Source organism: Jannaschia sp. M317, from assembly GCF_025141175.1.
GTDB lineage: Bacteria > Pseudomonadota > Alphaproteobacteria > Rhodobacterales > Rhodobacteraceae > Jannaschia.
Window position 1 is genome coordinate 1563799 of the sequence record NZ_CP081155.1, and the last position, 23167, is coordinate 1586965.

A 23167-nucleotide genomic window follows, 5' to 3' on the forward strand; every position below is an offset into this window, starting at 1 on the left:
CCGATCGCCGCAAAAGATCACGATTGCGGGGGAGGGGGGACCAGACTTTTCGAAAAGTCTGGTCAAATCCTTTGAAGGATTTGATCCCCGATCAGCCCAGGTTCGTTTCAAGCCACTTTTCGAGCCAGTGGATCGTATAGTCGCCGCGCAGGATGTCGGGCTCCTGCAGCAGGGCGTCGAACAGCGGGATCGTCGTGTCGACCCCATCCACGATCAATTCGCCAAGCGATCGATGCAAGCGCGCCAGGGCCTCGGGGCGGTCGCGACCATGGACGATCAGCTTGCCGATCAGAGAGTCGTAGTAGGGCGGGATCCGATACCCGTCATAAAGCGCGGAATCCATCCGAACGCCCAGCCCCCCCGGCGCGTGATACTGGGTGATCCGACCCGGCGAGGGGGAAAAGCTGGGCAGCTTTTCGGCGTTGATCCGAACTTCGATGGCGTGACCGTTGATCTTCAGGTCGTCTTGGCCGAACGACATCGGCAGGCCAGCGGCCACGCGGATCTGTTCGCGCACCAGGTCGACGCCGAAAATCGCCTCGGTCACCGGGTGTTCGACCTGCAGGCGGGTGTTCATCTCGATAAAGAAGAACTCGCCGTTCTCGTAGAGGAACTCGATCGTGCCCGCGCCGGAATAGCCGATGCGCGCCACGGCATCGGCGCAGGTGGCCCCGATCTCGGCGCGCTGTTCGGGGCTGATCGCGGGGCCGGGGGCCTCTTCGAAAACCTTCTGGTGGCGACGCTGCAGGGAACAGTCCCGCTCGCCCAGATGAACGGCGCCGCCCTTACCGTCGCCGAAAACCTGGATCTCGATGTGGCGCGGCGTGCCGAGATATTTCTCGATATAGACCTCATCGTTGCCAAAGGCGGCCTTGGCCTCGGACCGCGCCGTGCGGAAGGCGGTTTCGAGATCGGCAGCTGTCTTGGCCAGCTTCATGCCGCGCCCACCGCCACCTGCCGTGGCCTTGACGATGACGGGGTATCCCGCCTCTTCGGCCACCGCGCGGGCCACGTCCATGTCGGGTACGCCGCCGTCGGATCCGGGCACGCAGGGCACGCCCAGCTCCTTCATGGTATCCTTGGCGGTGATCTTGTCGCCCATGATGCGGATATGTTCGGCCGAAGGGCCGATGAAGGTGATCCCGTGATCCTCCAGGACCTGCACAAAGGCGGCGTTTTCGGACAGGAAGCCGTAGCCGGGGTGGATCGCTTCTGCGCCCGTGATTTCGCAGGCGGAGATGATGGCCGGGACGTTCAGATAGCTTTGCGTTCCCGGGGCGGGACCGATGCAGATCGACTCGTCAGCCATGCGCACGTGCATCGCGTCGGCGTCGGCGGTGGAATGAACGGCAACGGTGGCCACGCCCATTTCGCGCGCCGCGCGGACGACGCGCAACGCGATCTCGCCGCGGTTGGCGATAAGGATCTTCTTGAACATGACGCTATCCCAGGATGACCAGGGGGGCACCGAACTCCACGGGGGCCCCGTCTTCGACGAGGATGCGCTTGACCTTGCCGGCGCGGGGGCTCGGAATCTGGTTCATCGTCTTCATGGCTTCGACGATCAGCAGGGTCTGACCTTCGGACACGGTGTCGCCAACCTTGACAAAGGCAGCGGCCCCCGGTTCCGCCGACAGATAGGCGGTGCCGACCATGGGCGATGTGACGGCCCCCGGATCCTGCGCCGGATCGGTGGAAACGGCGGGCGCGGCGGCCTGCGGCGCGGCCGGCGCCACGGGCGCGGTCGGGGCCGCGTAATGGACAGGTGCCGGCGCAGGCAGTTGGCGCGAGACGCGGACGTTCAAGCTGTCGTCGTCGCCATATTCGCGCATGACCTCCAGCTCGGTCAGGTCGTTTTCCCGAAGGAGTTCGGCCAGTGCCTTGATGAAGGCGACGTCGCTTTCGTGGTGTTTGGTCATGCGGTCCTCGTTGCCCTGTTTTGCCGGACTTACCGCGAACGAGACGCGAGGGAAAGGACTTGAATGCGCAGCGCCGTCGCGGGCGGCGTGACTTTCGCGGGAAGAAAACCGGGCGTTCCGCGCACCCGGGCAGGTTTCACCAGGCCTCAGCGGTCACGCGACGGTGTCGATCGTTCTGTCTTCGGGGTCACCGATGGTTCGGACCGTTTCGACATCGCCGGTCAGCTTCGGGATCGCCTCGACGGGGACCGGGATACGCGACAGGACCTCTTTCTGGATAACCTTGCGCAGCGCTTCGTCGGCGTCGCGCTTGGCCTGCGCGTCTGCGATGTCCTGCCGGGTTTCCAAGTCGTTCTGCACGTCCTCGGCAAGGGCGCGTCCCTCTGCGCCGGTGCGCGCGGCAGAGGTGCCGTTCGCCGTGCGAGAGGCCGTGACCGGTGGAATGCGCGCGGCGGTGACCGTCGCTTCTGCGGCGGTTTTGCCGGCGGTGCCCAGCGGCTGCACCTCGGCGGTGATCTGGCCCCGAGGGTTCTGAACCGGTGGTTGAGTTGGTTGATTGCTCTGCGCGGCGGCGGTGGCCGCCTGCACGGGCGCGATTGTCGAAATCAGAGACATTCCGGACTCCTGTCACAAAGCCCCCGGGTCTAAAGGTACCGTGGCGGACCGAAGCCCGCCACGATTCGTGTTCATCTCCGTTAGCAGGGCGTTAACTCCGCAGCGGCCTCAGCCCTTGTTCATCCGGTTTTCGATCAGGTCCTCGACGACCGAAGGATCCGCCAGGGTCGAGGTGTCGCCCAGGGCGCCGAAATCATCCTCGGCGATCTTGCGCAGGATACGGCGCATGATCTTGCCGGATCGCGTCTTGGGCAGGCCGGGGGCCCATTGGATCAGATCCGGCTTGGCGATCGGCCCGATTTCCGAGCGGACCCAATCCGACAGTTCCTTGCGCAGCGCCTCCGACGGCTCTTCTCCGCCCATAAGGGTGACATAGGCGTAGATCCCTTGGCCCTTGACCGCGTGCGGATAGCCGACGACCGCGGATTCCGCGACCTTCGGGTGGGCGACCAGCGCGCTTTCGACTTCGGCGGTGCCCATGCGGTGGCCAGAGACGTTGATGACATCGTCCACGCGACCGGTGATCCAGTAATAGCCGTCCGCATCGCGCCGACAGCCGTCCCCGGTAAAGTAGTAGTTCTTGTAATCGCTGAAATATGTCTTCTCGAACCGCTCATGATCGCCCCAGACCGTCCGCATTTGCGCGGGCCAGCTGTCGGCGATACACAGCACGCCCTCGGCGGCGGTTTCGTGGATTTCCTCGCCGCTCGTAGGTTCCAGGATCACGGGCTGGACGCCAAAGAACGGCAGCGTCGCCGAACCGGGTTTCGTCGCCGTGGCCCCCGGCAGAGGGGTCAAAAGGTGGCCGCCGGTCTCGGTCTGCCACCAGGTATCGACGATCGGACAGCGTCCGCCGCCCACCACGTCGTTGTACCAGTTCCAGGCCTCGGGGTTGATCGGTTCGCCCACGGTGCCGAGGATGCGGATCGACGACAGGTCGTAGGGCTCGACGAAGCTGTTGCCCTGGCCCATCAACGCACGCAGCGCGGTCGGGGCGGTGTAGAACTGCGCGACCTTGTGCTTTTCGCAGACCGCCCAGAAACGGCCCGCATCCGGGTAGGTCGGCACGCCTTCGAACATCAGGGTGGTCGCGCCGTTGGCCAGCGGGCCGTAGACGATGTAGCTGTGCCCGGTGACCCAGCCCACGTCCGCGGTGCACCAGAACACCTCCTGGTCTTTGTAATCAAAGGTATATTCGTGCGTCATAGAGGCGTAGACGATATAGCCGCCGGTCGTGTGGACGACGCCCTTGGGCTGTCCCGTGGACCCGGAGGTATAGAGGATGAACAGCGGATCCTCGGCGGCCATCTCTTCGGGCGGGCAATCGTCGGAGACGCCAGCCTCGGCCTCGTGCAGCCAGACGTCGCCATCGGGTCGCATCGCGACCTGCTGGCCGGTGCGCCGGACGATCAGGCACTTTACGCTGTCGTCGCAGTGCAAGAGGGCCTTGTTGACGTTGTCTTTCAGGTTGGTGATCCGGCCGCCGCGCGGGGCCCCGTCGGCGGTGATCACGACCTTTGCATCGGACCCGTTGACCCGTGCGGCCAGCGCCTCGGAGGAGAAGCCGGCGAAGACGATGGAATGGATCGCGCCGATCCGCGCGCAGGCCAACATCGCATAGGCCGCCTGCGGAATCATCGGCATGTAAAGCACGACACGGTCGCCCTTTGCGACGCCCAGGTCTTTGAGGACATTGGCGAATTTGCAGACGTGGGCGTGCAGCTGCCGATAGGTGATATGCTGCGCCTCGTCATCCGGGCTGTCGGGCTCCCAGATGATCGCGGTCTGATCCCCCCGTTCGGCCAGGTGACGGTCGATGCAGTTGGCGGCGACGTTCAGGGTGCCGTCCTCGAACCATTTGATCGACACGTTGCCCGGCGCGAAAGACGTGTTCTTGACCCGCGTGTAGGGCTTGATCCAGTCGATGCGCTTGCCGTGCTCGGCCCAGAACGCCTCGGGGTCCTCGATGCTGGCCTGGTACATCGCGTCATAGGTGGCGCGGTCGGCGTGGGCGTTTGCGGCCATCTCTGCGGATGGCGGATAGGTCTTTTCGTGCTCGTCGAGCATGTCGTCTCCTCCGAGGGTGGGCGCGCGGTCCGGGCGCGCCCAAGTCATTCAGATAGCGAGGTATTCTGCGCGCAGCGCCTCGTCGCCCAGAACCTCTGCTGCGGTGCCGTCAAAGACCACACCGCCAGTGTCGAGGATGACCGCCCGGTCAGAGAGTTCAAGGGCGCGCACGGCGTTCTGCTCGACAATGATGGTGGTCATGCCCAGTTTGCGGACCTCGTGCAGGGTGCGCTCGATCTCGTCGACGATGACGGGGGCCAGGCCCTCGTAGGGTTCGTCCAGCAACAGCAGTTTGACGTCGCGGGCCAAGGCGCGCGCGATGGCCAGCATCTGCTGCTCGCCACCCGAAAGGGTCACGCCCTCTTGCTTGCGACGCTCTCCAAGCTTCGGAAAAAGCTCATATAATCTCTCCAGCGACCAGCCGACGGGCGGGGCGATCTGGGCCAGTTTCAGGTTCTCTTCCACGGTCAGGCCGGGGATGATTCGCCGGTCTTCGGGGACAAGGCCCAGCCCCGCGGCAGAGGCTTCGTGGGCCTTCATGCGGTGCAGCGGCTGATGGTCCAGCCAGATTTCGCCGTGGGTCAGCTGGGGGTCGCCTACACGGGCGCAGGTGCGCAGGGTCGATGTCTTGCCTGCGCCATTTCTTCCAAGCAAAGCAAGGATTTCGCCTTCGTGGACGTTAAAGCTGACGCCTTGGACGATATAGCTTTCGCCGTAGTAGGCGTGGATGTCATGGACGCTGAAATAGGCGGGCGCGGAGGCGGCCTTGTTGGCGTCGCGGGTGAAGTCGGGTTTGACGTTCATGGGACCCTCCGGGGGCGATTTTCACATTTTGGGGTCGCTTTCGCGGCCCCGTTTCACGTTTTGGGGGAAACCTGTCAGTGCCCCGACGACTCGCCCAGGTAGGCTTCGCGGACCTTGGGATGGCCCTTGATGTTCTCGGGCGTGTCCTCGACCAGCGGCGTGCCCTGGGCCAGGACGGTGATCCGTTCGGCCAGGCTGAAGACGACGTGCATGTCGTGTTCGATGATGGCGATCGTGATCGGGCGGCTTTCCTTGATCTCCTTCAACAGGTCGATCGTGTTGTTGGTGTCCGCACGCGCCATGCCGGCCGTAGGTTCGTCCAGCAGCAGCAGGCGCGGTTCCTGCGCCAGGCACATGCCGATTTCCAACCGACGTTTGTCACCGCGCGACATGGACGCGGCGTGCATGCCGCGCTTGTCGATCATGCGCATGTCTTCGAGCATATGCTCGGCCCGTTCAACGATTTCCCGGTCGCCCAGCATGGACCGATAGCCGTGCAGAGCAAAAGACCCGTCACGTTTGGCCAGGCAGGGGATCATCATGTTTTCCATGACGGTCAGATCCCCGAAGATCTCCGGCGTCTGGAACACGCGGGAAATCCCCATCTGGTTGATCTCGTGCGGTTTGCGGCCGAGCACGGATTTGCCCTCGAACATGACCGATCCGGTGTCGGGGATCAGCTTGCCGACAAGGCAGTTGAGCAGCGTGGATTTGCCCGCGCCGTTGGGGCCGATGATCGCGTGGACCGTGCCTTCCTGGACGCTGAGGTTGACGTCGCCCAGCGCCTGGAGCCCTCCGAACCGCTTGCCGACGTTCTTGACTTCGAGAATGCCCATGGCGCGTTACTCCCCGGCTTTGCGTTGTTCGGCGGCGGCCTTTTCGGCATCCGCTGATTTGCGGTCACGGCGGAACACCGTGGCCAGTTTCTGACCGCCCTGGACCAGACCACCGGGCAGGAAGATCACCACCGCCATGAACAAAAGGCCCAGCGTCAGGTGCCACCCCTTGCCCACGAAGGGATAGATCAGCGTGACCATGACGTCCGTCGCCCAGTCGGGCAGAAAGGCGAACCAGCTTTCCAGCGTGGCCTTGTTGATGGTCGAGACGATGTTTTCCATGTACTTGATGAAACCCGCGCCCAGCACCGGCCCGATCAGGGTGCCCGCGCCGCCGAGGATGGTCATCAGCACGACTTCGCCCGAGGCAGTCCAGAACATGCGTTCCGCGCCGACCTGGGTGTCCATCGCCACCAGCAATCCGCCCGCCAGACCAGCGTACATGCCGGAGATGACGAAGGCCGCCAGCGTATAGGGCTTGGGCGAGATGCCGGTATAATTCAGGCGGTTCTGGTTCGATTTCACCGCCCGCAGCATCACGCCGAACGGCGACCGGAAGATGCGGATCGACAGGTAGAAGGCCGCCAGCATGCACAGCGCGGCGATATAGTAACCCGCGTTGAAGGTGAATAGCCAGGCGCCGATCTGCAACTCGTAGCTGGCTCCCATTTCCAGGCCGAACAGGTTGGCGCGGGGGGTCGTTCCCTGCTCCAGCGCGGCGTCGAGGATACGGGGGTCGAAGTATTTCAACTGCAGCCCCGTCTCACCGCCGGTGATCGGCGTGAGGACCGAATAGGCCAGGGCGAAGGACATCATCGCGAAGGCCAGCGTCAGGATCGAGAAGTAGATCCCCGAGCGCCGCAGTGAGATGAACCCCACCAGCAGAGAGAACAGACCCGCCACGATCACCGAGACCAGGATCGACGGGAGGACGTTCAGCGTCAGCAGCTTCATCGACCAGATCCCGGCGTAGGACCCCACGCCCAGAAACGCGGCATGGCCGAAGCTGAGGTAGCCGGTCAGGCCGAACAGGATGTTGAAGCCGATGGCGAAGATCCCGAAAATCACGAAGCGCTGCATCAGGTCCGGGTAGCCCGCGTTGAACTGCGCCAGGGCCGAGCCTTCGGGGAAGGGGTTGAGGATGAAGGGTGCCAGCAGGGCGAGCGCGGCGACAAGCAGCAGCAGGCCCGCGTCCTTCTTGCCCACACCCAGCAGCCCGCTGGAGGTCCGCACCGGAGCGGAGGAGGCGGGGCGCGCGGCCCCTGCGTTGGAAGTCTGGTCGGTCATTGGATTAATCCTCCATCACGCCCTTGCGGCCCATCAGGCCACGGGGACGGGTCAGCAGCACGACGATGGCCACGAGGTAGATGACGATCTGGTTGATGCCGGGCAGCACCTCCAGCACCTGGGTCATGGAGGCGAAGGCCTCGACGATACCCAAAAGGAAGCCTGCCAGCACGGCACCGGGCAGCGACCCCATGCCGCCGACGACGACCACCACGAAGCTGAGCACCAGGAAGTCCATGCCCATGTGGTAGTTGGGCGAATTGATCGGCGTGTACATCACGCCCGCCAACCCCGCGACGGCCGCCGCGATCCCGAACATCATGGTGAACCGCTTGTCGATGTCGATGCCCAGCAGGGTCACCGTCTCGCGGTCGGCCATCCCGGCGCGGACGACCATCCCGAAGGTGGTGAACTGCAAGAAGGCAAAGACAGCGGCGATGATGACCGCGGCAAAGAAGAAATAGACCAGGCGCCAGTAGGGATAGACGATGGATCCCGGATCGAAGCCCAGCAAAACCCCGAAGTCGTAGGACCCCACGAAGGCCGAGGGCGCGGGCGTCGGGATCGGGTTGGCGCCGTAGAAGTACTTGATGATTTCCTGCAGCACGATGGCCAGGCCGAAGGTCACCAGGATCTGGTCGGCGTGGGGGCGTTTGTAGAAATGCTTGATCAGTCCCCGCTCCATCACGACGCCGATGGCGATCATCACGGGAATGGCCATCAGGATCGACAGGGGGACGGCCCAGTCGATGATGGCGGCACCCGTCGATTCCCCGAACCAGTCGTAGATGTAGGGCACGTCCACCATCCGGGGATTGCCGAGAAAGTCCGTCTCGCCGGGGACCGGGATTTCGTGGCTGAGCGAAAGCAGCCGCGAGAAGGTCACGGCGCAGAAGGCCCCCATCATGAACAAGGCGCCATGCGCAAAGTTCACGACCCCCAGCGTGCCGAAGATGAGCGTCAGGCCCAGGGCGATCAGGGCATAGGCACTGCCCTTGTCCAGACCGTTGAGAATTTGAAGGATGATGGCGTCCATGACGTGCCCCCCCGCGCGGCTATGGGATCAGCGTAAGATCGGTATCGCCCCGTCGGGGGCGATACCTTGGGTCGGAAGGTGCCGTGCGGATGTCGCACGGCACCGCGTGATCTGCGATCAGGCGCCCGGGTTGCACTCGCCCAGCGAGCCACCGGCGAACTGCGGATGCTCGGGGTCGTAGGTGACCTGTGCGGCCGGAGTGACCTCGACGATTTCGACCAGGTCGAACTCGTTCTCGGGGTTTTCCTTGCCGCGCACCACGACGACGTCCTTGAAGCACTGGTGATCGTCGGCACGGTACAGGGTCGGACCGTTGCCCAGACCGTCGAACTCGAAGCCGGCCAGGGCCTCGACGACGGCGCAGGGGTTGAACGATCCGGCGCGGGTGACCGCATCGGCATAGAGCAGGGTCTGCACGTAGCAGGTGTGCGCGGCCTGCGACGGCGGGAAGCCGTACTTGGTGCCGAAGGATTGCACGAAGGCGTTGGTGCCCGCGTAACGCGCGCCCAGCTGGTTCTCCAGCTTCCAGTCCCAGTTCTGCGAGCCGAGGATGCCTGCGATGTTCTCACCGGCACCGCGGGCCATCAGCTCGGAGTAGAGCGGCACGACGATCTCGAACTTCTTGCCGTTGACCATGCGGTCACGCAGGCCAAACTGCACCGCGTTGGTCAGCGAGTTGACCATGTTGCCGCCGTAGTGGTTCAGGACCAGAACGTCCGCATCCGACTGCAGCACCGGCGCGATGTACGAGCTGAAGTCCGTCTGGGTCAGCGGCGTCTTGACGGTGTTGACCGTCTGCCAGCCCATCGCCTCGGTCGAGGAGGTGATCGCCTCTTCGGTGGTGTAGCCCCAGTTGTAGTCGGCGGTCAGGTGATACGCCTTGCGGTCGGCACCATACTGCTGCTCCAGGATCGGGGCGAGCGCGGCACCGGACATGTAGGAGTTGAAGAAGTGGCGGAAGCCATTGGCCTTCTTGTCCTTGCCGGTGGTGTCGTTGGCATGGGTCAGACCAGCCATGAAGATCACGCCCGCCTCTTGGCAGAGCGCCTGAACGGCCACGGCCACGCCCGAAGACGACCCGCCGGAGATCATGACGGCCCCGTCCTTTTCGATCATCGACCGGGCAGAGGCGCGGGCGGCGTCGGACTTGGTCTGCGTGTCGCCGGTCACATAGGCGACCTTCTTGCCCAGGATGCCGGTGCCATCGAGAACCTTCGACGAGAAGGTCGACAGCATGCCGCCGTCGCCTTCGCCGTTGAGATGCTCGACGGCCAGTTCGAAGGCGCGCAGCTCATCGGCACCTTCGTCGGCGTAGGGGCCGGATTGGGGCACGTTGAAGCCCAGCGTAACGGTGTCGCCCTGCGGCGCGTTGGTAAAGCCGGTGTGGCCATCGGCCCAGGCGGCCCCAGTGAAAATGGTCGGAGCGGCCAGGCCAGCACCCGCCAGGCTGCCGGTCTTCAGCACGCCACGGCGTGTAAAGTTCGATTTGGTCATTGAGACCCTCCCTGTTTTAAGCCCCGTCGCGCCTCCTCCTAGGCCGACAGGCGGTCCTGTCGCGTTGACAGCACAGGGTGACTATCGCGTCAGGTGTGAAAATGATTCAACAGATGCCTGTCAGGGTTGGATTTTTTTGTAAACAACATGACAGACTGGGTTCAATTGTTGTAAATTAGTTTGCGCGCGACCGCGGCATTGCGCTTTGCGCGCGCAGCAAGTCCTTGCCTGATGGAGATTTCATGGCGACCCCCGTTCCGACCGGTACCCGCATTCGCGAACGGCGACTGGCGCTGGATCTGCGTCAGGCCCATCTGGCCGAGGCTGTCGGCATCTCTCCGTCCTATCTGAACCTCATCGAACACAACCGCAGGCCCATCGGTGGCGGGCTGCTGGGCAAGCTGGCCGAGGCGTTGTCGGTCGATCAGGCGGCGCTGTCCTCGGCGCTGGACGACACGCTGATTGATTCGCTGCGGGCGGCGGGGGCCGCGCAGGACCTGCCGTCGCGGGCGTTGGGGGATGCCGCCGAACTGGCGCGCCGCTACCCGGAATGGGCCCGCGTCATCGCCGCCCAGGCCGAGGCGCTGGCCGTTCAGGCGGGCACGATCGAGACGCTGTCGGACCGGCTGACCCATGATCCGGCCCTGGCCGAGGCGATGCACGAGTTGCTGTCCACCGTCTCTGTCGTCCGTTCCACCGCGTCGATCCTGGCGCAGACGCCCGAGATCGACGCGAACTGGCTGGGCCGGTTCCACGCCAACCTGGATGCCGACAGCCGCCGCCTGGCCGATGGCGCGGAGGCGGTCGTCTCTTATCTGGACCGGCAAGCGGCGCGCGGCGACGCCCGGCTGACCCCGTCCGAAATCGTCGCGGGGTTCCTGGAGGCGGCGGGCCACAGCTTTGCGGTGCTGGAGACCGAGGGCGTCGGCGCGGTTTCGGATCTGGTTGCGCCGATCGCCAATCCGCAGGCCCAGGCGCTGGCCGCCGAGTTGCTGGAACAGGATGCCCGCGACGCCGCGCGCCTGCCTGCGGCAGAGGTTTTGGCCGCGGCGGGGCCGGATGCCCTGTTGGCGCGGGCCGGCGATCCGGCGCTGGTGCTGCGGCGGCTGGGCCTGCTGGATCCGGCGCGCGGGCTGGTGATCTGCGATGCGGCGGGCGCGTTGATCCGACGCAAGCCGGTGGCGGGCTTCGCGCTTCCGGTGATGGGGGCGGGGTGCCCGCTCTGGCCGCTCTATGAGGCGCTGTCGCAGCCCGGCCGCCCGCTGGTGCGGCGCATCGAGATGCCTGACGGCGCCCAATGGGTCGCCCATGCCGTGGCCCAGGGCCAGGTCGGCGGCTTTGACGAGGTGCCGGTGCTGCGTGCCACCATGCTGCTGTCGCGGGCTGACGGGCAGGGGGGCGCGCTGGGCGTGGGTCCCGGCTGTCGCGTCTGCGCCCGCGACCGCTGTCCTGCGCGGCGCGAGCCGTCGGTTCTGGGCGGCCTGCTGCCCGTCTAGGTCTGCGTCGCCGCGTCGCCATTTTGGCGAAACGCTGGACAAGGCGCGCCCAGGGGGGAAAGGTAGGGGCGAAGTGACCGGAGGGGAGGCCGGGCATGACCCAACACGCACCGCGGGCGGATGCGCCCACCCCGCGCCGCGTCCTTTTGATCGAGGACGAGGCCAATATCGCGACCGCCATCGCGTTCATCCTGCATCGCGCCGGCATGCAGGTCTCGACCCATTCCGACGGTGCAACCGCCCTGGAGGCCGTGGCCCGCCACGCGCCCGATGTGGTGGTTCTGGATGTCATGCTGCCGGGCCGTTCCGGCTTTGACGTGCTGGCGGGCATTCGGTCTGGCACGCGGCCCGATCTGCCGGTGCTGATGTTGACTGCCAAGGGTCAGACCAAGGATCGGGAACGGGCCGAGGCGCTGGGCGTCAGCCAGTTCATGACCAAGCCCTTTTCCAACCGTGATCTGCTGGATGCGGTCGAGGCGTTGGGCGCGGCGGGCGCGGCATGAGGGCCCCGGCCCTTGCGCCGCCGCCCCCCGGCGGGCGCGACGCCCGGCAGGCGCGGGCGGGTGTGGGTGTGGCCGACGCCCGGGTCCGGCCCCCCGCCCGGATCCCGTAGCTGATGGACCCCACACCGACACCGGCGGCCAGCGAGGCGCAGCGGCGGGCCTGGCGCCGCGACCGCCGACGGGACGCGGCGCGGCTGTTGCCGTTCTTTGGCATCGCGCTGCTGCTGTTGCCTGATCTGGTGCTGTCCGGATCGGACGCGGCGGGCGGGGCGACGCGGCCCTGGCTGGTCTACCTGTTTGCGGCCTGGATACTTCTGATTGCCTTGGCCGCCTGGATTGCCCGGCTCCACCACGGAGAGGCGACGGCCGCCTCGGACGACTAGATGGAGCTGACGCTCAACATTCTGGTGGCGGGGTGCCTCGCCTATGTGACGGGCCTGTTCGTCATCGCCTTCGTCGCCGAACGCGCGGCGGAACGGGGGCGGATGCAGGTGTTGCGCGGGCCCGCAGTCTACACCCTGTCGCTGTCGATCTACTGCACCGCCTGGACGTTCTATGGTGCCGTCGGATACGCCGCCCGGTCGGGGCTGGAGTTCATGACGATCTACCTTGGCCCCACGCTGGTCTTTGTCGGGTGGTGGTGGCTGCTGCGCAAGCTGGTCCATATCGGCCGGACCGAGCGGATCACCTCCATCGCGGACATGATCTCTTCGCGTTATGGCAAGTCGAACCTGCTGGCGGTTCTGGTGACCTTGTTGGCCCTGGTCGGGACCACGCCTTACATCGCGCTGCAATTGCAATCGGTCACGCTCAGCTTTGCGGTTTTTGCCGCGCCGGGCACCGTGGCCGAGGATCTGACCGCCATGGCGTTCTGGGTGGCTGCCGGGCTGGCCGTCTTTACCATCCTCTTCGGCACCCGCCGCCTGGACGCCGGAGAGCGGCACCACGGGATCGTCAGCGCCATCGCCGTCGAGGCCGTGGTCAAGCTGATTGCGCTGTGTGCCGTGGGGGTCTTTGTGGTCTGGGGGCTCAACGACGGGATCGCCGCCGTGGGGGCCGCGATCGAGGCTGCGCCGATCACCGACTGGTCGGGAACGCCGGGGCGTTGGGCGGGACTGATCTTTGTCTCCGGGGCCGCCGTGATCTGTCTGCCGCGGATGTTTCAGGTGCTGGTGGTCGAAAACTCGGACGAGCGCCACCTGATGACCGCGTCCTGGGCCTTTCCGCTTTATCTCATGGCGATGTGCATCTTCGTGGTGCCCATCGCGGTCACAGGTCTGGCGCGGATGCCCGAAGGGTCGAACCCGGATCTGTTCGTGCTGACCCTGCCGCTGGCCGAGGGGCAGGGCGGGTTGGCGATGCTGGCGTTCCTGGGCGGGTTTTCCTCGGCCACATCCATGGTGATCGTGGCGGCCGTGGCCATGGCGACGATGCTGTCGAACCACATCGTCATGCCGCTTTGGCTGGCCACGCAGGACGACGGACAGGCCACCATTTCGGGCGACGTGCGCACCGTTATCCTGCGGGCGCGGCGGGCTTCGATCCTGATCGTTCTGGCGCTGGGTTATCTGTACTATCGCGCGACCGGCGGGACCGAGGCGCTGGCCTCCATCGGGTTGATCGCTTTCGTTGGCGTGGCGCAGGTGTTGCCGGCACTGGTCTTCGGCCTGTTTTGGCGCGGGGCCACACGGACCGGGGCGGCGGCGGGGATCGTCACGGGATTCGTTCTGTGGGCCTGGGCCATGTTGGTGCCTGTTCTGGCGGGGCTGCCTCTGGTCGATGGTTGGCTGATTGACGGGCCGATGGGCCTGTCGTGGCTGCGCCCGCAGGCCCTGTTCGGGGTGTCGGGCGACCCGCTCCTGTCGGCGCTGATCGTGTCCATCGGGCTCAATTGCGCGGTGTTCTGCGCCGTCTCCCTGCTCAGCCATCCCTCTCCGATGGAGCAGTTGCAGGCCCCCCGGTTCGTCCAGGTGTTCGAGCGGGCCGCCACGCCGCGCGGGCGTCAGGGCGGGCAGGCGGGGGCCGATGAGCTGTTGATCATGGCGCAGCGGATCCTGGGACCGACGGAGGCGCAGGAGGTGTTTGCCGACGAGGCGCGCAATCAGGGCCGCGCCGGTGAAATGCCGGAACCGACCCCCGACCTGATCGACCGGCTGGAGCGCAAGCTGGCGGGGTCGGTCGGCGCCGCCACCGCCAACGCCATGGTCACCGGCATCACCGGAAATTCCGCCGTTTCGCTGGCCGACCTGATGGCCGTCGCGGATGAAACAGCGCAGATCATGGAATACTCGGCCCGGCTGGAAGAACAGCAGACGGAACTGACGCGCACCGCGCGCGAACTGCGGATGGCCAACGAAAAACTGACCGCGCTGGCGGTGCAAAAGGACGCCTTTCTCAGCCAGGTCAGCCATGAGCTGCGCACGCCGATGACCTCGATCCGCGCCTTTTCCGAGATCCTGCGATCCGGTGATCTGCCGGCGGAGGAATCGGCGCGGTATGCCGGGATCATTCTGGACGAAAGCCGCCGACTGACGCGGTTGCTGGACGATTTGCTGGATCTGAGCGTTCTGGAAAGCGGTCAGGTGGACCTGAACGCCGCGACGGTGCGGCTGGGCGATGTTCTGGACCGCGCAGTGACCGCATCCGCATCGGGGGCCGGGATGCGGGTGCTGCGGGATGGTGCGGGCGAGGACCTGCTGATCCGCACCGACCCGGACCGGCTGGCGCAGGTGTTCATCAATCTGATCACCAACGCAGCCAAGTACTGCGAGGCCGCCGAGCCCGAATTGAGCATCGTCGTGCGCGAAGAGGCGGGCACGGTTCTGGTGGATTTCATCGACAACGGCGCAGGCATCGCGCCCCGCGACCGCACGCTGATCTTCGAGAAATTCGCCCGCCTGTCGGACCAGGCCGCCGCCGGAAGCGCGGGGCTGGGCCTGGCCATCTGCCGCGAGGTGATGGGCCGCCTGGGCGGGGCGATCGACTATCTTCCGGGACAGGGGGGGGCGGCGTTCCGGGTTCGCCTGCCGCGCCCCGAAACGGCCGCTGCCGCCGCAGAATGACGGCAGGGACAATCCTTTGTTAACCTGATTGGGCCAGAACCGGGGGGCACATTTGCAAGCGCCGAGTTTCATGCCCAACGATTCGTCCCCCTCGATCCTGCGAAAAATGGCCGGCCTGCCAGAGGCGGAGGCCGCATTGGCGGTGCCGCAGGCCTCTCCGGTTGAGCGCGCCTTGGCCACGGCTGCGATGCGGGTGGCCGATGGCATAAAGGGGCTCGACCTTGCCGCGGGGGTGCGCGGTTCTGCGTCCCTGCCCGTTGCGACCGCGTTCGAAGGTTTGGCCGAGCTGTCGCTATGCCTGATGGTCAATCCCCCGCTGCCGTCCGGTGTGACCGCCCCCGCGCCGGAGCTTCTGGCGCTGACCACCGGGGTGCTCTTGATGGATTCGGCGCTGGTCGACAGCCTGATCGAGGTGCAGACCATCGGCCGTGTCGACGGGCCTGCGCGCCCGCCCCGCCGTCCCACCCGGATCGACGCGGCGCTGGTGCAGCCTTTCGCGCAGGAGTTGATTGCCCAGACCGCCGCCCTGTTGCCCGCCGACCATTGGGGCCCGCGTCCGGGCAAGCTGCGGCCTGGCACCTATCTGGCGGGGGTGGGGTCGCTGCCCATGGTGTTGACGGCGGCGGTTTACCAGCGGGTGACGCTGGACATCACCTTGGCCGGGGGGGCGCGCACCTCGCGCGTGGTGCTTCTGCTGCCAGAGCCGCAGATCGACGAGGGGACGGAGGTGGACGACGACACCTTTCCGCAGCATGACCCCGCCTGGGCCGCCGCGATGGATGCGGTCGGGCGCAGCGCCTCCGTCCGGTTGGAGGCACAGTTGCCGCCCGTTCGGATGACCCTGGGTCGGATGGTCGCGCTCAAGGTCGGGGATGAAATCGAAATCGACGCCGAGGCCCTGGACGAAATGCGCCTGATCGCCGGCACCTCGGGGCAGGGAACGCCGCTGCGCCGTCGGATGCCCCATGGCCTGCGCCTGACCGCGCGTCTGGGACAGCTGAGCGGTATGCGGGCCGTGCGGGTGACGTCGACGCCAGCCGATCCGGCGGTCGCGGCCCCCATCCCCGACCAGATGGCCGCCCTGCCGGTGGCGGCGCCTTCGGGTCCGGGGCAGGGGGCCTTGCCCGCGCCGAAGGTCACTGGTGGCCGCGTGCCCGGTGGCAGCCTGCAGGACAGTGGGCTGGTCAGATCCGCCAAGGGCCAGGCCGCATCGCGGGGGGCGGACAAGGGGGCGGCGTCGGGCCGCAGGATGCAGGTCGCAACCGGGGACCTCGCAGATCTGCCCGATCTGCCGGATCTACCTGATCTGCCCTAGGTGCGTGCGGGCATGCGCAGAGCGCAGGACGGGGTTTCTGCGGGCGCATTGGTCATTCTGCGCCTGCGAGGTTAGCTGTTCGGCAAGGGAAGACACACTTGGGCGAACACCGGTTCGCCGCAGCTCCTCGGAGAAAAGACATGACCGCTCAGACCCAAATCAACACTGCTGAAATCGAACTGCGTGCCCGCGCCCTGCGTGCGGAATACGTTCGCGAAGCCATTGCTGGCTTTGTCGCCCGCTTTCGCGGCGTCGCTGCCCGGCCCCAGACCTCGCAGGCCTGATCTGACCGCCGCGCAACGCGGCGATTGAATACGCGCCGGGGCGGAGATAGGCGGGGGTCATGAATGACACCCCCGACACCCGCCCCGTCCTGCGCCTGAAACCCAAGGCCGACGCCAAACGTCTGCGCCACGGCCATCCTTGGGTCTATACCGATGACATCGTGACAGACCGCCGGACCCGCGCGTTGACGCCCGGTACGCTGGCCGTTCTGCAAGACGCGGAGCGGGCCGAGATCGGTCTGGTGAGCGTCAACCTCGAGTCCCGGATTGGGGCCCGACTTCTGGATCGCGATCCCGCCGCACAGATCGACCGCGCCTGGATTTCCGCCCGGCTGACGGCGGCGCTGGCGCACCGCGACCGCCTGTTCGCGGACCCCTACTATCGCTGGATCCATGCCGAGGCCGATGGCATGCCGGGCGTTGTTCTGGACCGGTTCGGCGATGCGGCCGTCCTGCAGCCCAACGCCGCCTGGGCCGATGCGCGCGCCGAGGATTTCGCGGCTGTGCTGTCCGACCTGGGGCTGCGCCATGTGCTGTTGAACGCAGGTGGGCGGACGCGCGCCGCCGAAGGGTTGGGCGAGGAGAATCGCTGGTTGCTGGGCGGGATCGACGCGCCGCTGCCGGTGCCGATGAACGGCGCGACCTACATGGCCGATCTGACCGGTGGGCAAAAGACGGGGTTGTTCTATGACCAACGGCCCAACCATGCCTTTGTTGCGCGCCTGTCGCAGGGCGCGCGGGTTCTGGATGTGTTCAGCCATGTGGGCGGTTTTGGCCTGGCGGCCCTGGCCGGTGGCGCGGTTCAGGCGCTGGCGGTCGACGGGTCTGCCCCGGCTCTGGCGCTGGCCACCGAGGGGGCCGCGCGCATGGGCCGGGCCGATGATTTCACGACCCGCAAGGGCGATGCCTTCGACACGATGACCGAACTGGCCGCAGAAGGGGCCAGCTTTGAGGTCGTCGTGGTCGATCCGCCGGCCTTTGCCCCGGCCAAGCCCGCGTTGACGGCGGGGCTGCGCGCCTATGAACGGGTCGCGCGTCTGGCCACGCCCCTCGTGGCGGAGGGCGGTTATCTGACGCTGTGTTCGTGTTCCCACGCCGCCGAGCTGTCGAAATTCCACGCCGCCTGCGTGCGCGGGATCGGGCGGGCAGGGCGCAGCGCGCAGTTGATCCGCACAGGGTTTTCCGGCCCCGACCACCCGGTGCACCCACAATTGGCCGAAAGCGGGTATCTGAAGGCGCTGACCTTCCGACTGCTGCCGTGAAGGTCTTTCTCGACGCTTGCGTGCTTTATCCGACGGTCCTGCGGGAGATCCTGCTGGGCTGCGCGGGGGCGGGGCTTTACCGTCCGCTCTGGTCGCCGCGGGTGCTGGAGGAATGGGCGCGGGCCGCGCGCAAGATCCCCGACGGCGAAGCCTTTGCCCGAGGCGAGATCGTAACGCTCCGCGCGCGGTTTCCGCTGGCCGAGGTGCGGCCCGGGGACGCCACGCAGGCGCGTCTTTGGTTGCCGGACGCCAACGACGTGCATGTTCTGGCCGCCGCGTCGGACGCGGGCGCGGATCGGTTGGTGACGCTGAACATCCGCGACTTTCCGCGCGCGGACGTGACGGCCGAAGGGATCGCCCTGCAAAGCCCCGACGCCTTTCTGATGGATCTCTGGCTGGCCGATGACGCGGCGGTCGCCCGCGTGGTCGAAGACGTGCGCGCCACGGCGGAACGGCTGTCGGGCACCGCGCAGCCCCTGCGCCCGCTGATGAAGCGCGCGCGCCTGCCGCGACTTGGCAAGGCGCTTGCTGTCTAGCCCGTGACGGTTTGCGTCAAGGGGCCGGGCGGAGCGTGGTTACGCCAACCGCCCCCGCGCGCGCCAGCGCCGGGTCCAGGGTCATGGGAATATATTCGCCCCGTCGCCACAATTCGCCCAGGTCGTCATAGTGCTGGGACAGGGGGTGGCCGGACTGACCGGTGGCGGTGATGAAGACGCTGCTTTCGGGGTCGGCAAAGTCATAAACCCCGCGATAGGCCGCCGCATGGACGTTGGCAAAGGGGGTCGGCATCTCGCCCGACAGGCGTCCGCGTTGCAACGTGTTGTCCCCGCCCGAGGTCGATTGCCGGATGTTCACCACCGCACCCAGGAACGGCACGTCGCCCAGCACGGCGTGGTCATGGCGCGCCTCGTGGGCGTCGCCCCAACGCCAGGCCTCGACCCGGCCGCCATAGGTTTCGTCCAGCAGTTGCAGCGCATCGTCCAGCGCCAGCCGCGCGATGTCGGTGCAGGTTTCCACCTGGGACGACTGAATGATGTCGCACCAGGCCCCGGCCCCGTCGATGTTGCGGTAGACGCGTTCGATCAAGAGCGGCTCCAACCGGGTGTATTCATCGGCCAGGGGGCCCAGGTCGTCGCGGATCAGCCGGTCCTGCAACGCACGCATCCAGGCGGCGTAGATCAGCGGCTCTGGCAGATGTTCGGACATCTCGCCGTTCCAGGCGGCCAGCAGTTGCAGGGCGGTCTGGCGACGCCGCTCGGGCGTGCCTTCGGGGCTGGCTTGGCCGGTGAACCACAGGTCGGCCCCCACCAGCGGCAGCAAAGAGCGGGCGGCATTGGATACGGCATCCAGCTGCGCCTCGATCAGGCTTTCGCGGGTGTGAATTTCGCGGGCTTGCAGCAGGCGCTGCATCCGCTGGACGCGCTGACTGTCGCCCCATTTGAAGGTGAGATGACCTGGAAACGGGCGGTCGATGGTCTTGTTGTTGGTGTTGCCCAACTGGCCGCCCAGCGGGTCCAGCCAGACCGGATTGTCGGTAAAGGGACGCAGCCCCTTCCAGCGGTTCGCCGCGATCCAGCCGGGGGACGGGATGCGCCCCTGGCTTTGATGGGCGGCGTCACGATCGGGCTGACGGCCCATGATCTGCAGTGCGATGCGGTTGCCATCGGCCAGCATCAGGTTCTGCGACGGCGCGATGGTGTGGCGCGCGGCCTTCAGTCCGTCCTCGATGGTCTGGGCCTGCATCAGTTCCAGCCCCGTCGCCAGCGAGGTGTCCTCGGTCGACAGGCCGGTCCAGGACAACGCCGCGACATGGCCCGGCGGGGTGACCGCGCCCAGGTCGAACTGGCTGCCGGTCAGGACCGGCCCGTTGACCGTGCGGCGCAGCGTCAGGGTGACCGGGGCCGCGTCCTTGATGCCGACGATCGAGCGTTCCGTCTCGAACGGGGCGTAGCCGTCGGGGGTTTCGTATTCCTGCGGGTTCTCGGGGTTCAGGCGTTCGATCAGCACGTCTTGGTCGTCGATATAGGCGGTCGTCAGCCCCCAGCCCAGCGATTGGCTGCGGCCGACCAGAACGACGGGCATGCCGGGAATCGTCGCGCCGATCACGCCGCCGGTCGCCAGCTGCAGCCGGGCGAGGTAAAAGATGGTCGGCGCGCTAAGCCCCAGGTGCGGATCATTGGCCAGAAGGGCCCCGCCTGCCGCCGCGTGATCGCCCGCCACGGCAAAGGCGTTGGACGCGCCCGCCAATCCGCGCGGTGCCACGGGCCAGAGGTCGGGGCGCGGCAGGGACGCCCATTGCGTCCCCGTCAGCGCCGGGAAAAGGTCACCGGCCGAGGCCAGTTCTGTCACGCCGGTGCCGGGCATGTCGGGATGCAGGTCCGCCAGCCGGTCGTCGGGCAGTATCAGCGAGGCGCGGGCGCGCAGCACCTCTTCGGTGACATGGCCGGACAGTTGCAGCGCCATCAGCTTGGCCACCGCGATGCTGTCGGCGGGTTGCCAGGGTGCGATCTCGGGCGGGAACAGGAAGAACTCCGGAGCGCCCCGGCCAGAGGCGTCGCGGTTGATCACCTCGATCCGGGCGTTCACCCCGGCGGAATAGGCCCGCAGCATCGCTGCCACTTCGGGCGATTGCGCTGCGACGGAGGCGCTGGCCGCCTTGTAGAGGCCCAGCCTGCGCAGCAGCTCATCGGTGCGCAGCGTGCGGTTTCCAAAGACCTCGGACAGTTTGCCCTGTGCCGTGCGCCGCAGCAGCGTCATCTGCCACAGGCGATCCTGCGCATGGGCATAGCCCAGTCCAAAGAAGACATCGGCATCGCTGGACCCGAAGATATGGGGGACGTTGTGGGTGTTGCGGACGATTTCCACCTCGGCGCCCAGACCGCGCACGAGATCGGTGCGATCATAGTCCGGCAACGACCGAGAGGCGAGCCAGAACGCGCCGATCACGGCCAGCGCGCCAAGCAGCAGTGCCGCCGTTACAATGCGGAAGGACCAGCGAAACAGACGCTCCATGTCACCCCCTGTTGACCCGATTGCGCCTGGGCGGTCTAACCCTCGCAGCAGGCAGATGCAAAGGGAGGCCGTCATGGCGAAATTGGCGTTTTTGGGAATGGGTGTCATGGGCGCGCCGATGGCGGGGCACCTGGTATCGGCGGGGCACGAGGTTTGCGTCTACAACCGCACGGCCGCCAAGGCGGAGGCCTGGGCCGACACCCACGGCGGGCGCCACGCCGCGACCCCGCGCGAGGCCGCCGAGGGGGCCGAAATGGTGATGGCCTGCGTTGGCAACGACGACGACCTGCGCGGCGTCTGTCTGGGCGAGGACGGGGCCTTTGCGGGCATGGCCCAGGGCACGCTGTTCGTCGATCACACCACCGTCTCGGCGGAGGTCACGCGGGAGCTGTCAGCCGCTGCGGCGGAGCAGGGGATCGCCTATGTCGACGCCCCCGTGAGCGGTGGCCAGGCCGGGGCCGAGAACGGACAGCTGGTCATCATGTGCGGCGGGTCGGCTGAGAATTATGAACAGGCAGAGGGGGTTATGGCCGCCTATGCCAAGCTGGCCAAGCGCATGGGCGACGTGGGCGCCGGGCAGTTGACCAAGATGGTCAACCAGATCTGCATTGCGGGGCTTTTGCAGGGGTTGAGCGAGGGGATGGCCTTTGCGCAGAAGGCTGGTCTGGATGGCGAGGCGGTCGTGGATGTGATCCAGGGCGGGGCGGCAGGCAGCTGGCAAATGGTCAACAGACACAAGACGATGCTGGCCGGGGAATACGATCACGGGTTCGCGGTGGACTGGATGCGCAAGGACCTGGGAATCTGTCTGGCGGAGGCCGAGACTATCGGCGCGCCGCTGCCGGGGACGGCGCTGGTGGACCAGTTCTACAAGGACGTGCAGGCCATGGGCGGGGGGCGGTGGGATACCTCCAGCCTGATGGCCCGGCTGCTGAAATTGGGCGGGTGAGGCGCGGGTGACGGAGGGGTGATCCGGGGGTGATCCCGGTCGGACAGCCTTTTGTTAACCCTTCGTTCACCGCTCGGGCCGAGAGTGCCTTCCGGATCAGCAACCGGGGGCACGCACATGGCGACGCAGAGACAGGCACGCGCGGAACTTTTCGCGATCATGGACCGGTTCCAATGGGACCTCGCCAACCGCGCCACGCGAGAGGGGAAGATCCCCTCGGAATGGCGCCGCGTCTGGACGGAACGGTCGAGCCGAAAGCGCAAGGTCAGCCTGTGGGTGGACGAGGACGTCTACCGGCTGTTCAAATCCATGGGCCACGGAATGGGGCCACGCATGAACGCCGTCCTGGGGGCCTTCGTGCGGGCCCGGGTGGCGGGGATGCTGGAAGGCGAAGACCTGTCGGAGCGGTTCCGCGAGGAGTGGATGGGGAAGCCGAAGCCGTCTGCGGATGAGGCGGTTGCGGAGTGGGAGCGGAGTTTTGGAGAGTGACAGCCTTATAGCGATTTTACATGCTAGCATCGTTTTCTGGCGAAGCATTCTTCGCGGTAGGACAGTTTTCAGGCTATTATCTCATTATGGAGTCGTGAAATGAAATTGCTTCATTCTTTATTCGTTGCGGTCGCCATATCTGCCATTTCTAACTCTACGTCTGCAGATAGTGGCCTGATATTGACGACAGGAGGTCATACTATTCAGGTGGCTACGGAAACGGAAGAAGATCGTAAAAATTTGCCATTGTGTGCCCGACATCTCAATTTTTGGTGTATTAAGAAGCCAGGAAATGTTCGATGGGATGGTCAAATCGACGAAGATAGCAAGAATCATGCAATCTTTTCTGACGCGAGTTTCAGTGCGAGAGCATTTTTCCGACTGATGTGGACATACCGTTTCAAACACAATTTGAAAACTGCGGACGAAATATTTGGTCGCTATGCTCCAGCCTCTGACTGTATTGGATCAGTCGGCAGAGACCGGAGAACCGGAAGATGTCCGCGTGGGGAGAATTTAACTTGGGTATATTCTAGGAAAGTTGCCCAGTCCCTTGATCTGAAGCCAGATGAAGATATTCGGCTCTTTACCAGTCAAGATACCGTTGACCGGCAAGTGGCAATTAAATTTGCACAAGCAATTGCTAGTTTCGAGTTGGGGAGAGGATATAGTGTTTCAAAAGGGCTGGTTGACTCAGGTGTTGCGCTTGCTGGATTCTCATATCCATAGAGCGTGTC

General features: G+C 65.9%; 21 protein-coding genes. 11 read left to right on the forward strand and 10 right to left on the reverse strand.

What is annotated here, in order from left to right:
* Positions 1-91: 91 nt before the first annotated feature.
* From accC to K3551_RS08075, 9 genes are all read right to left on the reverse strand, one after another.
* Complete coding sequence (gene accC, locus K3551_RS08035) at positions 92-1438, reverse strand: acetyl-CoA carboxylase biotin carboxylase subunit (protein ID WP_259919040.1); 1347 nt, start codon at positions 1436-1438, stop codon at positions 92-94.
* A 4-nt stretch (positions 1439-1442) separates the two neighbouring features.
* Positions 1443-1919 (reverse strand): acetyl-CoA carboxylase biotin carboxyl carrier protein, encoded by a 477-nt coding sequence (gene accB, locus K3551_RS08040; protein ID WP_259919042.1) that lies wholly within the window; start codon positions 1917-1919, stop codon positions 1443-1445.
* A gap of 153 nt (positions 1920-2072) precedes the next feature.
* Complete coding sequence (locus K3551_RS08045) at positions 2073-2534, reverse strand: hypothetical protein (RefSeq protein WP_259919044.1); 462 nt, start codon at positions 2532-2534, stop codon at positions 2073-2075.
* A gap of 108 nt (positions 2535-2642) precedes the next feature.
* On the reverse strand, positions 2643-4601 hold the full coding sequence (gene acs, locus K3551_RS08050) for an acetate--CoA ligase (protein WP_259919046.1): 1959 nt from the start codon (positions 4599-4601) through the stop codon (positions 2643-2645).
* A 48-nt stretch (positions 4602-4649) separates the two neighbouring features.
* Complete coding sequence (locus K3551_RS08055; protein WP_259919048.1) at positions 4650-5405, reverse strand: ABC transporter ATP-binding protein; 756 nt, start codon at positions 5403-5405, stop codon at positions 4650-4652.
* A 74-nt stretch (positions 5406-5479) separates the two neighbouring features.
* Entirely contained in the window at positions 5480-6241 is a 762-nt protein-coding gene (locus K3551_RS08060; protein ID WP_259919050.1) for an ABC transporter ATP-binding protein, read from the reverse strand.
* Between the two features lie 6 nt (positions 6242-6247).
* Complete coding sequence (locus tag K3551_RS08065) at positions 6248-7456, reverse strand: branched-chain amino acid ABC transporter permease (RefSeq protein WP_259919529.1); 1209 nt, start codon at positions 7454-7456, stop codon at positions 6248-6250.
* A gap of 76 nt (positions 7457-7532) precedes the next feature.
* Positions 7533-8564 (reverse strand): branched-chain amino acid ABC transporter permease, encoded by a 1032-nt coding sequence (locus K3551_RS08070; protein WP_259919051.1) that lies wholly within the window; start codon positions 8562-8564, stop codon positions 7533-7535.
* 117 nt (positions 8565-8681) lie between these two features.
* The gene (locus tag K3551_RS08075; RefSeq protein ID WP_259919053.1) at positions 8682-10058 is read right to left on the reverse strand and encodes a substrate-binding protein; all 1377 of its coding nucleotides are present in this window, start codon (positions 10056-10058) and stop codon (positions 8682-8684) included.
* A 242-nt stretch (positions 10059-10300) separates the two neighbouring features.
* On the opposite strand from K3551_RS08075, the gene K3551_RS08080 reads away from it, so the two are divergent.
* The 8 genes from K3551_RS08080 to K3551_RS08115 all read left to right on the forward strand — a co-directional run bounded on the left by K3551_RS08080 (position 10301) and on the right by K3551_RS08115 (position 18516).
* Positions 10301-11554, forward strand: coding sequence for a short-chain fatty acyl-CoA regulator family protein (locus tag K3551_RS08080; protein ID WP_259919055.1), 1254 nt, complete (start codon positions 10301-10303; stop codon positions 11552-11554).
* A gap of 95 nt (positions 11555-11649) precedes the next feature.
* On the forward strand, positions 11650-12057 hold the full coding sequence (locus tag K3551_RS08085) for a response regulator transcription factor (RefSeq protein ID WP_259919057.1): 408 nt from the start codon (positions 11650-11652) through the stop codon (positions 12055-12057).
* Between the two features lie 113 nt (positions 12058-12170).
* The gene (locus tag K3551_RS08090; protein WP_259919059.1) at positions 12171-12440 is read left to right on the forward strand and encodes a hypothetical protein; all 270 of its coding nucleotides are present in this window, start codon (positions 12171-12173) and stop codon (positions 12438-12440) included.
* Complete coding sequence (locus K3551_RS08095) at positions 12441-15119, forward strand: sodium:solute symporter family transporter (RefSeq protein ID WP_259919061.1); 2679 nt, start codon at positions 12441-12443, stop codon at positions 15117-15119. It abuts the gene before it with no gap.
* Positions 15120-15189: 70 nt separating this feature from the next.
* Positions 15190-16434 (forward strand): FliM/FliN family flagellar motor C-terminal domain-containing protein, encoded by a 1245-nt coding sequence (locus K3551_RS08100; protein ID WP_259919063.1) that lies wholly within the window; start codon positions 15190-15192, stop codon positions 16432-16434.
* A gap of 140 nt (positions 16435-16574) precedes the next feature.
* Entirely contained in the window at positions 16575-16718 is a 144-nt protein-coding gene (locus tag K3551_RS08105; protein ID WP_259919065.1) for an RSP_7527 family protein, read from the forward strand.
* A 59-nt stretch (positions 16719-16777) separates the two neighbouring features.
* Positions 16778-17980 carry an RSP_2647 family RNA methyltransferase gene (locus K3551_RS08110; protein ID WP_259919067.1) on the forward strand — a complete coding sequence of 401 codons (1203 nt, stop codon included), beginning with the start codon at positions 16778-16780 and terminating at the stop codon, positions 17978-17980.
* The gene (locus K3551_RS08115; RefSeq protein WP_259919068.1) at positions 17977-18516 is read left to right on the forward strand and encodes an RSP_2648 family PIN domain-containing protein; all 540 of its coding nucleotides are present in this window, start codon (positions 17977-17979) and stop codon (positions 18514-18516) included. Before K3551_RS08110 ends, K3551_RS08115 begins: the two co-directional genes overlap by 4 nt.
* Before the next feature lie 16 nt (positions 18517-18532).
* Here K3551_RS08115 and K3551_RS08120 read toward each other — a convergent pair whose 3' ends face one another.
* Positions 18533-20992 carry a penicillin acylase family protein gene (locus K3551_RS08120; protein WP_259919070.1) on the reverse strand — a complete coding sequence of 820 codons (2460 nt, stop codon included), beginning with the start codon at positions 20990-20992 and terminating at the stop codon, positions 18533-18535.
* 73 nt (positions 20993-21065) lie between these two features.
* Between K3551_RS08120 and K3551_RS08125 the strand changes: the two genes are divergently transcribed.
* The 3 genes from K3551_RS08125 (at position 21066) to K3551_RS08135 (ending at position 23159) form a co-directional block, all read left to right on the forward strand.
* Positions 21066-21941, forward strand: a complete 876-nt coding sequence (locus K3551_RS08125) for an NAD(P)-dependent oxidoreductase (protein ID WP_259919071.1) — start codon at positions 21066-21068, stop codon at positions 21939-21941.
* Positions 21942-22058: 117 nt separating this feature from the next.
* A complete protein-coding gene (locus K3551_RS08130) occupies positions 22059-22430 on the forward strand; it encodes a BrnA antitoxin family protein (protein WP_259919072.1) in 372 nt (123 codons plus the stop codon).
* Positions 22431-22529: 99 nt separating this feature from the next.
* Positions 22530-23159: a hypothetical protein gene (locus K3551_RS08135; protein WP_259919073.1), complete on the forward strand. Its 630-nt coding sequence runs from the start codon at positions 22530-22532 to the stop codon at positions 23157-23159.
* Positions 23160-23167 lie beyond the last annotated feature (8 nt).

What these genes read in the sequence shown, in the direction of transcription:
- K3551_RS08090 (WP_259919059.1), top strand. Translation starts at nt 12,171, where the DNA reads ATGGACCCCACACCGACACCGGCGGCCAGCGAGGCGCAGCGGCGGGCC.
- K3551_RS08070 (WP_259919051.1), bottom strand. Translation starts at nt 8,564, where the DNA reads ATGGACGCCATCATCCTTCAAATTCTCAACGGTCTGGACAAGGGCAGT.
- accC (WP_259919040.1), bottom strand. Translation starts at nt 1,438, where the DNA reads ATGTTCAAGAAGATCCTTATCGCCAACCGCGGCGAGATCGCGTTGCGC.
- K3551_RS08055 (WP_259919048.1), bottom strand. Translation starts at nt 5,405, where the DNA reads ATGAACGTCAAACCCGACTTCACCCGCGACGCCAACAAGGCCGCCTCC.
- K3551_RS08095 (WP_259919061.1), top strand. Translation starts at nt 12,441, where the DNA reads ATGGAGCTGACGCTCAACATTCTGGTGGCGGGGTGCCTCGCCTATGTG.
- K3551_RS08060 (WP_259919050.1), bottom strand. Translation starts at nt 6,241, where the DNA reads ATGGGCATTCTCGAAGTCAAGAACGTCGGCAAGCGGTTCGGAGGGCTC.
- K3551_RS08075 (WP_259919053.1), bottom strand. Translation starts at nt 10,058, where the DNA reads ATGACCAAATCGAACTTTACACGCCGTGGCGTGCTGAAGACCGGCAGC.
- K3551_RS08105 (WP_259919065.1), top strand. Translation starts at nt 16,575, where the DNA reads ATGACCGCTCAGACCCAAATCAACACTGCTGAAATCGAACTGCGTGCC.
- K3551_RS08125 (WP_259919071.1), top strand. Translation starts at nt 21,066, where the DNA reads ATGGCGAAATTGGCGTTTTTGGGAATGGGTGTCATGGGCGCGCCGATG.
- K3551_RS08100 (WP_259919063.1), top strand. Translation starts at nt 15,190, where the DNA reads ATGCCCAACGATTCGTCCCCCTCGATCCTGCGAAAAATGGCCGGCCTG.
- K3551_RS08045 (WP_259919044.1), bottom strand. Translation starts at nt 2,534, where the DNA reads ATGTCTCTGATTTCGACAATCGCGCCCGTGCAGGCGGCCACCGCCGCC.
- acs (WP_259919046.1), bottom strand. Translation starts at nt 4,601, where the DNA reads ATGCTCGACGAGCACGAAAAGACCTATCCGCCATCCGCAGAGATGGCC.
- K3551_RS08085 (WP_259919057.1), top strand. Translation starts at nt 11,650, where the DNA reads ATGACCCAACACGCACCGCGGGCGGATGCGCCCACCCCGCGCCGCGTC.
- K3551_RS08110 (WP_259919067.1), top strand. Translation starts at nt 16,778, where the DNA reads ATGAATGACACCCCCGACACCCGCCCCGTCCTGCGCCTGAAACCCAAG.
- K3551_RS08080 (WP_259919055.1), top strand. Translation starts at nt 10,301, where the DNA reads ATGGCGACCCCCGTTCCGACCGGTACCCGCATTCGCGAACGGCGACTG.
- K3551_RS08120 (WP_259919070.1), bottom strand. Translation starts at nt 20,992, where the DNA reads ATGGAGCGTCTGTTTCGCTGGTCCTTCCGCATTGTAACGGCGGCACTG.
- K3551_RS08135 (WP_259919073.1), top strand. Translation starts at nt 22,530, where the DNA reads ATGAAATTGCTTCATTCTTTATTCGTTGCGGTCGCCATATCTGCCATT.
- K3551_RS08130 (WP_259919072.1), top strand. Translation starts at nt 22,059, where the DNA reads ATGGCGACGCAGAGACAGGCACGCGCGGAACTTTTCGCGATCATGGAC.
- accB (WP_259919042.1), bottom strand. Translation starts at nt 1,919, where the DNA reads ATGACCAAACACCACGAAAGCGACGTCGCCTTCATCAAGGCACTGGCC.